The 14,074-nt window shown below is 60.7% G+C and carries 9 protein-coding genes; 6 read left to right on the top strand and 3 right to left on the bottom strand.

Features of this window, described 5'->3' with window-relative positions; translation table 11 throughout:
• Positions 1-85: 85 nt before the first annotated feature.
• Entirely contained in the window at positions 86-310 is a 225-nt protein-coding gene (locus AC1D19_RS00120; RefSeq protein WP_477761905.1) for a YgdI/YgdR family lipoprotein, read from the bottom strand.
• A 194-nt stretch (positions 311-504) separates the two neighbouring features.
• On the opposite strand from AC1D19_RS00120, the gene AC1D19_RS00115 reads away from it, so the two are divergent.
• From AC1D19_RS00115 to AC1D19_RS00105, 3 genes are read left to right on the top strand one after another with little or no spacing between them, the layout of a single operon-like run.
• Positions 505-2,172, top strand: a complete 1,668-nt coding sequence (locus AC1D19_RS00115) for a VRR-NUC domain-containing protein (RefSeq protein ID WP_477761904.1) — start codon at positions 505-507, stop codon at positions 2,170-2,172.
• The gene (locus tag AC1D19_RS00110) at positions 2,169-4,457 is read left to right on the top strand and encodes an ATP-dependent DNA helicase (protein ID WP_477761903.1); all 2,289 of its coding nucleotides are present in this window, start codon (positions 2,169-2,171) and stop codon (positions 4,455-4,457) included. Before AC1D19_RS00115 ends, AC1D19_RS00110 begins: the two co-directional genes overlap by 4 nt.
• Before the next feature lie 13 nt (positions 4,458-4,470).
• Positions 4,471-6,390: a hybrid sensor histidine kinase/response regulator gene (locus tag AC1D19_RS00105; protein WP_477761902.1), complete on the top strand. Its 1,920-nt coding sequence runs from the start codon at positions 4,471-4,473 to the stop codon at positions 6,388-6,390.
• On the opposite strand, the gene AC1D19_RS00100 is transcribed toward AC1D19_RS00105, so the two are convergent.
• Together AC1D19_RS00100 and AC1D19_RS00095 are read right to left on the bottom strand one after the other, a co-directional pair.
• Positions 6,368-7,729 carry a cation:proton antiporter gene (locus AC1D19_RS00100; RefSeq protein ID WP_477761901.1) on the bottom strand — a complete coding sequence of 454 codons (1,362 nt, stop codon included), beginning with the start codon at positions 7,727-7,729 and terminating at the stop codon, positions 6,368-6,370. The genes AC1D19_RS00105 and AC1D19_RS00100 overlap by 23 nt on opposite strands.
• Before the next feature lie 227 nt (positions 7,730-7,956).
• On the bottom strand, positions 7,957-9,111 hold the full coding sequence (locus AC1D19_RS00095; RefSeq protein WP_477761900.1) for a MalY/PatB family protein: 1,155 nt from the start codon (positions 9,109-9,111) through the stop codon (positions 7,957-7,959).
• Positions 9,112-9,409: 298 nt separating this feature from the next.
• Between AC1D19_RS00095 and fdnG the strand changes: the two genes are divergently transcribed.
• The 3 genes from fdnG to AC1D19_RS00080 are packed head-to-tail and all read left to right on the top strand — an operon-like array spanning position 9,410 to position 14,073.
• Positions 9,410-12,475, top strand: coding sequence for a formate dehydrogenase-N subunit alpha (gene fdnG / locus AC1D19_RS00090; RefSeq protein ID WP_477761899.1), 3,066 nt, complete (start codon positions 9,410-9,412; stop codon positions 12,473-12,475).
• The gene (fdxH, locus tag AC1D19_RS00085) at positions 12,476-13,411 is read left to right on the top strand and encodes a formate dehydrogenase subunit beta (protein WP_477761898.1); all 936 of its coding nucleotides are present in this window, start codon (positions 12,476-12,478) and stop codon (positions 13,409-13,411) included.
• Positions 13,408-14,073, top strand: a complete 666-nt coding sequence (locus AC1D19_RS00080) for a formate dehydrogenase subunit gamma (protein WP_477761897.1) — start codon at positions 13,408-13,410, stop codon at positions 14,071-14,073. The genes fdxH and AC1D19_RS00080 overlap by 4 nt, the downstream gene beginning before the upstream one ends.
• Position 14,074 lies beyond the last annotated feature (1 nt).

Here is a 14,074-nt window from a genome sequence, read left to right as displayed (position 1 = left end):
AAGCGTTGCACAGTCATTCGGTCGCACGGGGTCTGTCGAGTGTAAAGCAGTGCTCGAAACCTGCCACATCGTGCCAGGAGAAACGTTAGTCTTCCTGGCGAATCGTCGCCACGTCATTGGCCCTGACTTTGACCTTCGCACCCGAAATGTCCTCAAACTCGAAGAACCCGTCGCTGGTTTTGGTTTTCGGCATATCTTTGGTCAGGTACTGAGTGCCGTTCTGCAGCGTCACCACCGTTGGCGTCGAGCAACCGGCCAGCGTCAGCAGGGCCGCTACCGCCAGGGGCAAGCCCAAAGTCTTGATATCCATAATCACCTCCATAGGTTCTGAAGCAGCGCCATCAATTCGATGGCTGTCACTGCACCTCTATGGCGGTTGGTGCCGCCGGGGGGCAGAAAGTTCTACTGCCCGGGAAATTTTCCGTACAGCGCCATTTATCCTTTTCCGATTGCACCGGGCAGGGCGGAACTGGTATCTGTACGCATAACCAGTACCCGCTCGCCATGGCCCATTTCCCTGTGACTGCAAATCCCCTCGACGATCCGTTCTATTACCTGAACAACTTCATGCAAGTGCTTGATTGGCTTGAGCGGCGCTCTGGCGATGTGTTGAGCGTCGAAGAGCAGCATTTCATTCAGGCGTTCAAGGGATTACCCCGTGAATCGCAGGCACTGCTGGTCAGAATGGTCATGCGCAAGGGCGTTCATTTCAGGGCGAACAAGCTGCATTACGACGAAATCGGCGATATCGGCACAGCCGTCGGCCCGTTGCTTGAACAGCGTTGGGTCGACGGGCAAATGCCCATCGCCATCGACGAACTGTTCGAGGTGCTGCTCAAGGCAGAGATCCTCCAGACCTTTGCCGCTGCCATCGATCAACCCAAAGGCAAGAAAACCGACTGGTTGCCGAGGCTGAGCGCGCAATTTCCCCAGACGCAGAGCTTCAATGACTGGTGCCCGTGGCTGGATGAGCGCCTGTTCAGCCTGACCATCATGGCGTTGTGCGATCGCCTGCGCCTGATGTTCTTCGGCAACCTGTACCAGGACTGGTCGGAGTTTGTGTTGGCTGACCTGGGCATTTATACCTACGAAAAAGTCGAATTCTGTGCCGAGTCCCGTGGCTTGCGCAGCCGCGAAGACGTGGATGCCTGTGTCCTCCTGCACGCGTACCAGCAACAATTCGAGGCCGGTGAAGCGCTGGAAGAGGTGGTCGAGCGCATCAAGGGGCTGGTGCTGGACAACCCATGGTTGCAACGGCGGCGCGGCAAGCTGCTGTTCCAGATGGGCCAGTATTGCGAACGCATCGCGGATTTCGCCATGGCCCTGCACCTCTACCGCGAATGTGCCTATCCGGGCGCGCGTTCGCGGCTGATTCGCGTGCTGGAACGCAGTGGCGAGTTTGAGTTGGCGCTGGAGCTGGCCGCAGAGGCCGAACAGGCGCCGGAGAGCGCCGCCGAACAACAACAGCTGCTCCGTGTGCTGCCGCGCCTGCGGCGCAAGCTCGGCGGGCCGCCCATCAAGCGGGCAGCGCCTCGGGAAATGCAGCGTCTGGACCTGCAACTACCAAGAGTCGATCCCGCAGTGTCGGTCGAGTTTTATGTTCAGGCGCATCTGGCTGAGGATTCGGCGCCGGTGCACTACGTCGAAAACAGCCTGGTCAACTCGTTGTTCGGCTTGTTGTGCTGGCCGGCGATTTTTGCGCCCTTGCCGGGCGCGTTTTTTCACCCGTTCCAGCGCGGGCCGGTGGATTTGCTCAGCGAAGACTTCCATGGCCGTCGGGCCGAACTGTTTCAGGCGTGCCTGGCCGAACTCGACGACGGGCGCTACCGGCAGACCATCCGCGAACGTTATGTCGCCAAGTGGGGCGTGCAGTCGCCTTTCGTGTTCTGGAGCGTGCTCAGCGAAGAACTGCTGGAGCAAGCCCTGGATTGCCTCCCGGCCGAGCACCTCAAGCACTGGTTCAGCCGTTTGTTGCTGGACATCAAGGCCAATCGCGCCGGCATGCCGGACCTGATCCAGTTCTGGCCGCAGCAAAAGACCTACCGCATGATCGAAGTCAAAGGCCCGGGCGATCGCCTGCAGGACAACCAGTTGCGTTGGCTGGAGTTCTGCCACGAACACCAGATGCCGATTGCCGTGTGCTACGTGCAATGGGCGGAGCCGGGCGCTTGAGCTACAGCATTGCGGTGCGGGCGCTGTGTGAGTTCACCGCCAAGGCCGGCGACCTCGATCTGCGCTTCACACCGTCACCGACCGCGCTGGAAGGCATTGTCGGGCACCGTACGGTGGCATCGCGACGCAGCGAGGGTTACCAAAGCGAAGTCGCCCTGGAGGGCCAGTATCGAACCTTGACGGTCAAGGGCAGGGCGGACGGCTATGCCCCCGGGCAAAACTGCCTGGAAGAGGTCAAGACCTACCGCGGTGATTTGAGCAAGCAACCGTCCAACCACCGCCAGTTGCATTGGGCCCAGGCGAAAATCTACGGCTGGTTGATGTGCCGGAAACTGGATCTGCCTCAAATCAACCTGGCGCTGGTGTATTTCGACATCGTCAGCGAAAAGGAAACCTGCCTGGTCGAGCCTTTCGACGCGATGGAGTTGCAACAATTCTTCGAATGGCATTGCGCGCGGTTCCTGCAATGGGCCGAACAGGAAGTCGCCCATCGAGAGGGGCGCAATCGGGCGGCGCAGCGTCTGGCGTTTCCCCATGCCGACTTTCGACCGGGGCAGCGCCACCTGGCCGAGTCGGTGTTCAAGGCCATCAGCACGGGGCGCTGCCTGATGGCCCAGGCACCCACCGGAATCGGCAAAACCCTGGGCACCTTGTTCCCCATGCTCAAGGCGCTGGCGCCACAGCAACTGGACAAAGTGTTCTTCCTCACGGCGAAAACCCCGGGACGCAAACTGGCCCTGGACGCCACCCAAGTGATTCTTGCCAGCGCCGGTGCGCCGCCGTTGCGGGTGCTGGAGATGATCGCCCGGGACAAGGCCTGCGAACACCCGGACAAAGCCTGCCATGGTGAGTCGTGCCCATTGGCCCGGGGTTTCTACGATCGCCTGCCCGCCGCACGGCAGGCGGCCAGTCAATTGAGCCTGCTGGACCAGAGCGCCTTGCGCGAGGTCGCCCTGGCGCACGATGTCTGTCCGTATTACCTGAGCCAGGAAATGGCGCGCTGGGCCGACGTGGTGGTTGCCGACTACAACTATTACTTCGACTTCAGCGCCTTGTTGTTCGGTCTGGCCCAGGCCAACAACTGGAAAGTCGCGGTGCTGGTCGACGAAGCCCATAACCTGGTGGAACGCGGCCGGCAGATGTACAGCGCCAGCCTCGATCAAGGGACCCTCAACAGCGTGCGCAAATCCGCACCCGAAGCGCTGAAAAAGCCGATGCAGCGGGTCAACCGCGAGTGGAATGCCCTGCATGGCGCGCAAACCGGTGCTTATCAGGCCTATGACAAGGCGCCGGAAAAGCTCCTTCAGGCACTGTCGTCTTGCAGCGCCAGCATCGGTGATTACCTGAACGATCACCCTCAAGGGCTGGACAGTGCACTGCAGGGTTTTTACTTCGACATGCTGCATTTTTGCCGGGTGGCCGAATTGTTCGATGAACAGTTCCTGTTCGACATCGGCAAGCGTGACCTCGAGCGCAAGCGCAACCTCTCGCAGTTGTGCCTGCGCAATGTGGTCCCCGCCGGGTTCATCCGCCCGCGCCTGACCGCCGCGCGCAGCACGGTGCTGTTTTCCGCGACCCTCAGCCCCCGGCACTATTACGCCGATTTACTGGGGACACCGGCGGACACGGTGTGCATTGACGTCGAGTCGCCGTTTCATGCCGATCAACTGCAAGTGCACATCGTCGATCAGATTTCCACCCGGTTCGTGCATCGCCAGTGCTCCCTTGAACCGATCGTGGAGTTGATCGCCAGACAGTTCAGCAAACGTCCCGGCAATTACCTGGCGTTTTTCAGCAGCTTCGATTATTTGCAGCAGGTGGCGCAGTTACTCGCCGAGAAGCATCCGCACATCAGTCTGTGGTCGCAGTCCCGAGGCATGGGCGAAGCGCAACGTCAGCAGTTTCTCGATCAATTCCACGCCGATGGCCAAGGTGTCGGCTTTGCTGTGTTGGGCGGGGCCTTTGGTGAAGGCATCGATTTGCCCGGTGCCCGGTTGATCGGCGCATTTATCGCCACCTTGGGGCTGGCGCAGCTCAATCCGGTGAACGAGCAACTGAAGCGACGCATGGCCGCCATTTTTGGCGCCGGATACGACTACACCTATCTGTTTCCCGGCGTACAGAAAGTGGTGCAGGCCGCTGGGCGGGTCATCCGTACGCAACAGGATCAAGGGGTGGTGATGTTGATCGATGACCGTTTTGGCGAGAGCAAGGTCAAGCAATTGCTGCCGCGTTGGTGGGCTTTCCAAAATCCCGGTATGACCCATACTCCAGTGAAACTATGAGGCGGTGGGATCAATGAGCGAAGATCGAACCAAGGCCAGTGCCATCGAAGACGGTCGTTTTCGGCTATTGATCGATGCGGTGATCGACTACGCGATCTACATGATTGATACCGATGGCATCATTACCAGCTGGAATGCCGGCGCCAGGCGTTTCAAGGGGTATGAGGAGGCCGAGATCCTCGGCGAGCATTTCTCGCGCTTCTACACCGATGACGATCGCCATGCCGGCTTGCCCCTGCGGGCACTGGACACGGCGATCCGTGAAGGGCGTTTCGAGGGAGAAGGGTGGCAGGTGCGCAAGGACGGCACACACTTCTGGTCCCATGTGGTCATCGACCCGATCCTCGACCCGTCGGGCACATTGCTGGGGTTTGCCAAGATCACCCGGGACCTGACCGATCGCAAAATGGCCGAGGAAATCCTCAAGCAAAGCGAACAGCAGTTCCGTCTGCTGGTGCAGAGCGTTACTGACTATGCGATCTATATGCTCTCGCCGGACGGACACGTGAGCAACTGGAACCTGGGCGCCCAGCGCATCACGGGTTACTTGCCGGAAGAAGTCATTGGCCAGCATTTTTCGATGTTCTATACCCCGGAGGATCGCGATGCCCGCGAACCACAAAGGACGCTGGACATCGCCATTCGTGAAGGGCGCTTTGAAAACCAGGGCTGGAGGGTGCGCAAGGATGGTACACGGTTCCTTGCCCATGTCATTGTCGATCCGATCCGGGGCGACACCGGCACCTTGCTCGGTTTTGCCAAGATTACCCGGGACATCACTGAAGTCACCCAGGCGCAGCAGGCGCTGGAGCAAACCCGGGAGGCCTTGTTCCAGGCGCAGAAAATGCAGGCCATCGGCCAACTCAGCGGCGGCATCGCCCACGACTTCAACAACCTGCTGACGGTGATCCTCGGCAATCTGGAAATCGTGCGTAAACGGGTGACGGACGATCCAAAAATAACCCGCCTGATCGACAACGCCACCCAAGGCGCCTTGCGCGGGGTTTCCCTGACCCAGCGCATGCTGGCGTTTGCCCGACGCCAGGAACTCAAATCGGAACCGGTGCGGATACCGGCATTGGTGGAAGGCATTTCCGGGTTATTGCGCAGCTCCCTCGGGCCTTCGGTGAACATCGAAGTACGCTTTCCCGAGGATCTTGAACCGGTGATGGCGGACGTCAATCAACTGGAACTGGCCGTACTGAACCTGGCAACCAATGCCCGTGACGCCATGCCCCATGGCGGGACCATCATCTTCAGCGCCAGAACCGATGAAGTGACCGACAACGCCACTTCATCCCTTGCGCCGGGGCGTTACGTTTGCCTGAGTGTGACTGATACCGGCGAGGGCATGGATGAAACCACGCTGGCCTCGGCGATGGACCCGTTCTTTACCACCAAGGGCGTCGGTAAAGGTACAGGCCTGGGGTTGTCGATGGTCCACGGTTTTATCGAACAATTGGGTGGGCGCTTCATCCTCAAAAGCAACAAGGATCAGGGGACGACGGCCGAGTTGTGGTTGCCGGTTGCCACCCAGGGTTCGGTCGTTGTGCCTGTAGCGCAAACTCAGGCCATGGAAGTGCCCCGCCTGTGTGTACTGGTGGTGGACGATGACAGTCTGGTGTTGACCAGCACCAGCCTGCTGCTCGAGGACCTCGGACACCGGGTCATCAGTGCGGCTTGCGGTGCCAGGGCGCTGGAGCTGTTCAACAGTGAACCGAATATCGATCTGGTCATCACCGACATGGCCATGCCACAGATGAGTGGCGCGCAACTGGCCAATGCCATCAGGAACATGCGACCGAGTGTGCCGATCATCCTCGCCACCGGTTATGCCGAGCGGCTGGAAGGCTTTGCCGCCCATCTGCCGCGTTTGTCGAAACCTTTTACCCAGCTCAACCTGGTGGAAATCATTGCTTTGGCGATGAAGTGACGCGGCGGTTGCGCTGTTCATAGCGGGCAAGCAGCGGCTGGGTGCTGATGCCGTGGACCAGAATGCTCAGGGCGACCACCGAGAGCGTCAGGTCGGCACACACGGTTGCCACTGAAGGCACCAGATCGTGGTTCAAGGCATAGAAAAGGTAGTAAAAACTCCCTATGCCGCGAATGCCGAACCAGCCGATCAACCAGCGTTGCGGGCCATTGAGCAGCGAACCCCACGGCATCAGCCAGACCGTCAGCGGGCGAATCATCCCGAACAGCACCAACGCGACCAGCAGCGCCCGCCAGTCCCAGTGTGCTATCAGCACAACCCCGAGCAAGGTGACCAGAAACACTTCCATGGCCCGTTCCACCAGGCTGCCGAACGACAACATGTCGCCCATCATGATCCCGGCCGCGACTTGCGTGTCTTCCAGGTGGTCCACATTGCCGAGCACGGCCGCTTGGGGTTCGGCATTCTGATGACCGACCACCGCTTGAACCAGGTGCTCGGCCGGCGTGTGGGCGTCACTGCTGGTCTTGACCTCGGCCTGGCGCAAGCCCAGGCCAGCGGCAAACACCGAGAGAAACCCATAGCCGCCAATGGTTTCGGCCACGACATAAGCCAGTGCGATCAGCGCCAGCGCCAGGTAATCGTTGGGGGAAAACGTGCTGTCGGCATTCTTGATGCGCATGAACAAGGTCAGGCGGCCAATGCCGCGGCCCATCCAGTAACCGGTCAGCAGTCCGGCGGGCACGGCCCACAGCAGGCGCTCGAGGATCCAGTCATCCAGACCGCTGGCAAAACTGCCGTTTTGCTGCAACAACAGCAGTCCCAGAATCACAAACGGGAACGCGATGCCGTCGTTCAGTCCGGCCTCGCCCGAGAGTCCGAACCGCACCGGATCGTCATCCTTGGCGTCATTGACCTGAACCAGCGAGGCCAGGACCGGATCGGTCGGCGCCAGTATCGCCCCGATCAGCAGCGAGGGCCCCCATGCCAGTCCGAAAGCGAAATGCAGCAGCAGGCAGACTCCGACAATCGTCAGCACCATCACCGGTCCCGCCAGAACGAACGCCACTCGCCATTGGCGATCACGAAGTGCTGGTCGCAGCTTTAGACCGCAGACAAACAATGAAAACAGCACCGCGACTTCCGTCAGGTGCTCGATCCAGAATGCCGACTCTTTGATATCCAGCCTGAGCAAACCCAGGCCCGCCGGACCGATGGCGACGCCCAGTACCAGACACACCGCCGAAGTGGTGACCGGCATCCAGCGCAGGTACGACGAGGTCAGTGCCAGCGTCAGCAACACAGCCCCCAACACCGCCACCCAGGTAATGAAGCTCATGGCTCAGATCTCGAAACAACCGCCAGTGCAGGGCTATAGGTTGTTGAGCATCGCAGGCTTGGGTCGGTTCAATAATTACCTGTAGGAGCGGCGGTGCGGCGATCCGACTTGCCCGCGATGGCGTCGGCACAGTCGATATTGATGCTGGCTGACACGACGCCATCGTCGGATCGCCGCCCGGAGCAAGCTCGCTCCTACAGGGATCTTCGATGTTGCTGAGGGGCGGATCAGGCCTTGAGATGGCGCAAGCTGCGCTCCATCCGCGCAATGCCTTCTTCCAGCAGCGACCGTGGGCAACCGAAGTTCAGGCGCACGAATTGCTTGCAGTCATCGCCAAAGTCCAGGCCCGCGCTCAAACCAACTTTGGCCTGTTCAAGGAAGAACTGCTGTGGGTCGTCCAGCCCCAGTGCCGAGCAGTCGAGCCACGCCAGATAGGTGCTTTGCGGCAGGTTCATGCTGATGCCCGGCAGGCGGGTGTGCACGGCCTCAGCGAGGAAGTCGCGGTTGCCCTGCAGATAGACCTTCAGCTCGGCCAGCCATGGCGCGGCTTCGCTGTAGGCGACGCGGGTGGCCTCCATGCCCAGCGGATTGACGCTGTCGACCATGCCGCAACGGGCGTGGTTGACCTTCTCGCGCAGGTGACGGTCCTGGATGATCATGAATGAGGTCTTGAGACCTGCGATGTTGTAGGCCTTGCTCGCCGACATCAGCGTGATGGTGCGCTGGGCCACTTGCGGGCTCAGGGTCGCCAGCGGAATGTGCGCGCGGCCGTCGAAGCACAAATCGGCGTGGATCTCGTCGGAAATGATCCAGGCGTCATGCTCAAGGCAAATGTCGGCAATGGCTTGCAGCTCTGCGCGGGGGAAGGCCTTGCCCAGCGGGTTATGCGGGTTGCTCAGCAGCAGTGCGCCGCCACCTTGCAGCGACTGGCTCAGGGTATCCAGCGGCGTGGTGTAGGTGCCATCGGCTTGCGCATCGAAATTCAGCTCGACCTTGTTCAGGCCCCAGTGCCCGGGGGCGTGACGCAGCGGCGGGTAGTTCGGCACCTGCACAACGACGTTCTGTGGCGCCTGCACCAGGGCCTTCAATGCCATGTTGAAGCCCGACTCGACGCCCGGCAGGAAGATCAGCTCCTGGGGTTCGACGCGCCAGGCGTATTTGCTCCAGAGGTCGGCAACGATCGCCTCGCGCAGGTCGTCCTGGGCCACGCTGTAACCGACCATCGGGTGTTCCAGTCGTTTTTGCAGGGCCTGGATGATCACCGGCGGCGCGGCGAAATCCATGTCGGCAACCCACATCGGCAACACATCGGCCGGGTAGCGGCTCCATTTGGTACTGCCGGTGTTGTGACGGTCGAACACCTGATCAAAATCGAAAGTCATGCGGGATCTCGTGAAGGCGGGGTTGAACATGCACCTATGATAAGCGCCAACTTACTGTAGGAGCGAGCTTGCTCGCGAAGGTGTGTCAGATACGGTGATGTCAACTGACACACCTTCGCGAGCAAGCTCGCTCCTACAAGGATCTTCACGGCCCGCTGGATTTACCCGACGGTCGGTTTTTACACAGAACGCCAACCGGTTGACTACAGTTTGTAGTGTCGGCAGCCAGACTGCCGCGACCGTGGTTGTTCAAAAAGGCCCGGCCATGTACCGGGTTCCACCTGATCAGGAGTGCACGATGGATCTCAGCCGTCGTCAGTTCTTCAAGGTCGCCGGTATCGGCCTTGCAGGCTCTAGCCTGGGCGCGTTGGGCATGGCCCCGACAATTGCCTTTGCCGAACAGGTGCGTCACTTCAAGCTCGCCCACACCCATGAAACCCGCAACACCTGCCCGTATTGCTCGGTCGGTTGCGGCTTGATCATGTACAGCCAGGGTGATACGGCGAAGAATGTCACGCAAAACATCATCCACATCGAAGGTGACGCCGACCACCCGGTCAACCGCGGCACCCTTTGCCCCAAAGGCGCGGGCCTGCTGGACTTCATTCACAGCCCCGGACGCCTGCAATACCCGCAGGTGCGCAAACCCGGCAGCACCGAATGGACCCGCATCTCCTGGGATGAAGCACTGGATAGAGTCGCCGACCTGCTGAAGGCCGACCGCGACGCCAACTTCATCGAGAAGAACGCCCAAGGCCAAACGGTGAACCGCTGGCTGACCACCGGTTTCCTCGCAGCATCGGCGGCGTCCAACGAAGCCGGCTACATCACCCACAAGGTGGTTCGCAGTCTCGGCATGCTGGGGTTTGATAACCAGGCGCGTGTCTGACACGGTCCGACGGTGGCAAGTCTTGCCCCGACGTACGGCCGTGGTGCCATGACCAACCACTGGACCGATATCGCCAACGCGAATCTGGTTCTGGTGATGGGCGGCAACGCAGCAGAAGCGCACCCGTGCGGCTTCAAATGGGTGACCGAAGCCAAGGCGCACAACAAGGCGCGGCTGATCGTGGTCGACCCGCGTTTTACCCGGACCGCCTCGGTGGCCGACTATTACGCGCCGATCCGTACCGGCACCGACATCGCCTTCATGGGCGGGCTGATCAATTACCTGCTGACCGAGGACAAGATCCAGCACGAATACGTGCGCAACTACACCGACGTGTCGTTCATCGTCAAAGCCGGTTATGGCTTCGAGGACGGTATTTTCAGCGGATACGATGCGGCCAAGCGCCTCTACACCGATAAATCCGGCTGGGGCTATGAGCTCGGTGAAGACGGCTTTGCCAAGGTCGACCCGACCCTGCAGGACCCGCGCTGCGTCTATCAACTGATGAAGCAGCATTACAGCCGTTACACCAGGGAGCTGTCGAGCCAGATCTGCGGCATGCCGGTCGATGCCATGCAGAAAATCTGGGAGGAAATCGCCACTTGCTCGACGCCGGGCAAGACCATGACCATTCTCTATGCGCTGGGCTGGACCCAGCACTCGATTGGCGCGCAGATGATTCGCAGCGCGGCGATGGTGCAACTGTTGCTGGGTAACGTCGGCATGCCGGGCGGGGGCGTGAACGCCTTGCGCGGGCACTCCAACATCCAGGGGCTGACCGATCTGGGCTTGTTGTCCAACTCACTGCCGGGCTACCTCTCGCTACCCGGCGATGCCGAACAGGACTACAACGCCTACATCGTCAAGCGCACGCAAAAACCGTTGCGCCCGGGGCAACTGTCCTACTGGCAGAACTACGGCAAGTTCCACGTCAGCCTGATGAAAGCCTGGTACGGCGCCAATGCCACGGTCGAGAACAACTGGGCTTACGACTACTTGCCGAAACTGGACATTCCCCAATACGACATCCTCAAGGTGTTTGATCTGATGGGCCAGGGCAAGGTCAACGGCTACCTGTGCCAGGGCTTCAACCCGATTGCCGCGCTGCCGGACAAACACAGGGTGACCGCGGCACTGGCCAAACTGAAGTGGCTGGTGGTGATGGACCCGTTGGCCACCGAAACCTCGGAATTCTGGCGCAACGTCGGGGTGTACAACGATGTGAAGAGCGCCGACATCCAGACCGAAGTGATTCGCCTGCCCACCACCTGTTTTGCCGAGGAGGACGGCTCGCTGGTCAACAGCAGTCGCTGGCTGCAATGGCACTGGAAGGGCGCCGATGGGCCGGGCGAAGCGCAGACCGACATCCGGATCATGAGCGAACTGTTCGTGCGTCTGCGTCAGCGTTATCAGGCCAATGGCGGCAAATTTCCCGACCCGCTGCTCAAATTGTCGTGGCCGTACAAGATCCCCGACGAACCTTCGCCGGAAGAGCTGGCCAAGGAAATCAACGGCTCCGCCACCACCGACTTCACCGACGCCACGGGGGCGGCGATCAAGGCCAATGCGCAACTGGCCGGGTTCGGCCAGCTCAAGGACGACGGCAGCACGGCGTCCGGCTGCTGGATTTTCTGCGGCAGTTGGACCGAGCTCGGCAACCAGATGGCCCGCCGCGACAATGCCGACCCTTACGGCATGCATCAACACCAAGGCTGGGCATGGGCCTGGCCGGCCAACCGGCGGATTCTCTACAACCGCGCTTCGGCAGACCTGCAAGGCAAACCGTGGGATCCGAAAAAACGCCTGGTGTGGTGGAATGGCAAAGCCTGGGCCGGCACCGATGTGCCGGACTACAAGGCCGACGTGCCGCCGGAAGCCGGGATGAACCCGTTCATCATGAACCCCGAAGGGGTGGCGCGATTCTTCGCCGTCGACAAGATGAACGAAGGCCCGTTCCCCGAGCACTATGAGCCGTTCGAGACACCGATCGGCATCAACCCGCTGCACCCGCAAAACAAGAAAGCCACCAGCAACCCGGCGGCGCGGATCTTCGATTCGGTGTGGGATTCCCTCGGCGTGGCCAAGGATTACCCGTACGCCGCCACCAGTTACCGGCTGACCGAGCATTTCCACTTCTGGAGCAAGCATTGCAAGCTCAACGCGATTGCCCAGCCGGAGCAATTCGTCGAGATCGGTGAAGTGCTGGCCAAGGAAAAAGGCATCGTCGCCGGCGATCGGGTACGGGTCAGCAGCAAGCGTGGCTTCATCGAAGCGGTGGCGGTGGTGACCAAGCGGATTCGTCCGTTGCAGGTCAACAATCAGGTGGTGCACCAGATCGGTATTCCGTTGCACTGGGGGTTCACCGGGCTCACGCGGCACGGTTACCTGACCAACACCCTGGTGCCGTTCCTCGGCGATGGCAACACCCAGACCCCGGAATCCAAGTCATTCCTGGTCAACGTGGAGAAAGTCTAAATGGCCAGCCAAGACATCATCGCCCGTTCGGCCACCACCACACCTGCGCCCTCGGTGCGCGGCATGGAGGAAGTCGCCAAGCTGATCGACACCACCAAATGCATCGGCTGCAAGGCCTGCCAGGTTGCCTGCTCGGAATGGAACGAGCTGCGTGACGAGGTCGGTCACAACCATGGCACCTACGACAACCCGCAGGACCTCACCGCAGAAACCTGGACCTTGATGCGCTTCACCGAGCACGAGACCGACGCCGGCAACCTGGAATGGCTGATCCGCAAGGACGGCTGCATGCACTGCGCCGAGCCCGGTTGCCTGGCGGCATGCCCCAGCCCGGGGGCGATCATCAAGCACGCCAACGGCATCGTCGATTTCGATCAGGACCACTGCATTGGCTGCGGCTACTGCATTACCGGGTGTCCGTTCAACATTCCACGGATCTCGCAAAAGGATCACAAGGCCTACAAATGCACCTTGTGCTCGGACCGGGTGGCGGTAGGGCTGGAACCGGCCTGCGTGAAAACCTGCCCGACCGGTGCCATCGTGTTCGGCTCCAAGGACGACATGAAGGAACATGCCGCCGAGCGTATCGTTGATCTCAAAAGCCGTGGCTTTGAAAACGCCGGTCTGTATGACCCTGAAGGCGTCGGCGGCACCCACGTGATGTACGTGCTGCACCACGCCGATACGCCAAGACTGTACGCCGGTTTGCCCGATCACCCGGCGATCAGTCCGTTGATAGGGCTGTGGAAAGGCGTGAGCAAACCGTTGGCGCTGCTGGCCATGGGCGTAGCGGTGCTGGCCGGGTTCTTCCACTACGTACGTGTCGGCCCGCAAATCGTCGAAGAGGATGAGCATCCGGAACCGCCGGACAACACCGTGCACGAAGTCGATCCGTCGGTGCATACGTTCGATCCCCGTGGGGAGGGCAGGCCATGAGCAACAAGACGATCCTGCGCTACACCAGCAACCAGCGCACCAATCACTGGCTGGTGGCGATTCTGTTCCTGATGGCCGGGCTGTCCGGGCTGGCGCTGTTCCACCCGGCGCTGTTCTGGCTGAGCAACCTGTTCGGCGGCGGGCCATGGACGCGCATTCTGCATCCGTTCATGGGCGTGCTGATGTTCCTGCTGTTCCTCGGCCTGGTGATTCGCTTCTGGCGCGCCAACTACTTCATCGCCAATGATCGCCTGTGGCTCAAGCGCATCGACCGGGTGATGAAAAATGAAGAGGAGGGCGTCCCTCCCATCGGCAAATACAACCCCGGGCAGAAGCTGCTGTTCTGGACTTTACTGCTGTGCATGCTGGTGCTGTTGTTCAGCGGGCTGGTGATCTGGCGTGCGTACTTCAGCGAGTATTTCGGCATCACCGCGATACGCTGGGCGATGTTGCTGCATGCGTTGGCCGCTTTCGTGCTGATCCTGAGCATCATCGTGCACATCTATGCCGGCATCTGGATCAAGGGCTCGGTCAGCGCCATGGTGCACGGCTGGGTCAGCCGCGGCTGGGCCAGGAAACACCACGAACTCTGGTATCGCCAAGTGACTCAAGATGAGACCCGCGACGAAGCTCCCAAGCGACCGATCACCAAAAAGGGCTGAC

It is taken from the genome of Pseudomonas sp. P1_C12, from assembly GCF_056406435.1.
Note: the sequence above shows the minus strand (reverse complement) of the source record. Positions and strands in the feature narration are given on the sequence as shown.

Excerpts from the sequence above, each read along its gene's own strand:
- AC1D19_RS00105 (WP_477761902.1), top strand. The coding sequence starts at position 4,471 with ATGAGCGAAGATCGAACCAAGGCCAGTGCCATCGAAGACGGTCGTTTT.
- AC1D19_RS00115 (WP_477761904.1), top strand. The coding sequence starts at position 505 with ATGGCCCATTTCCCTGTGACTGCAAATCCCCTCGACGATCCGTTCTAT.
- fdxH (WP_477761898.1), top strand. The coding sequence starts at position 12,476 with ATGGCCAGCCAAGACATCATCGCCCGTTCGGCCACCACCACACCTGCG.
- AC1D19_RS00120 (WP_477761905.1), bottom strand. The coding sequence starts at position 310 with ATGGATATCAAGACTTTGGGCTTGCCCCTGGCGGTAGCGGCCCTGCTG.
- AC1D19_RS00095 (WP_477761900.1), bottom strand. The coding sequence starts at position 9,111 with ATGACTTTCGATTTTGATCAGGTGTTCGACCGTCACAACACCGGCAGT.
- AC1D19_RS00100 (WP_477761901.1), bottom strand. The coding sequence starts at position 7,729 with ATGAGCTTCATTACCTGGGTGGCGGTGTTGGGGGCTGTGTTGCTGACG.
- AC1D19_RS00080 (WP_477761897.1), top strand. The coding sequence starts at position 13,408 with ATGAGCAACAAGACGATCCTGCGCTACACCAGCAACCAGCGCACCAAT.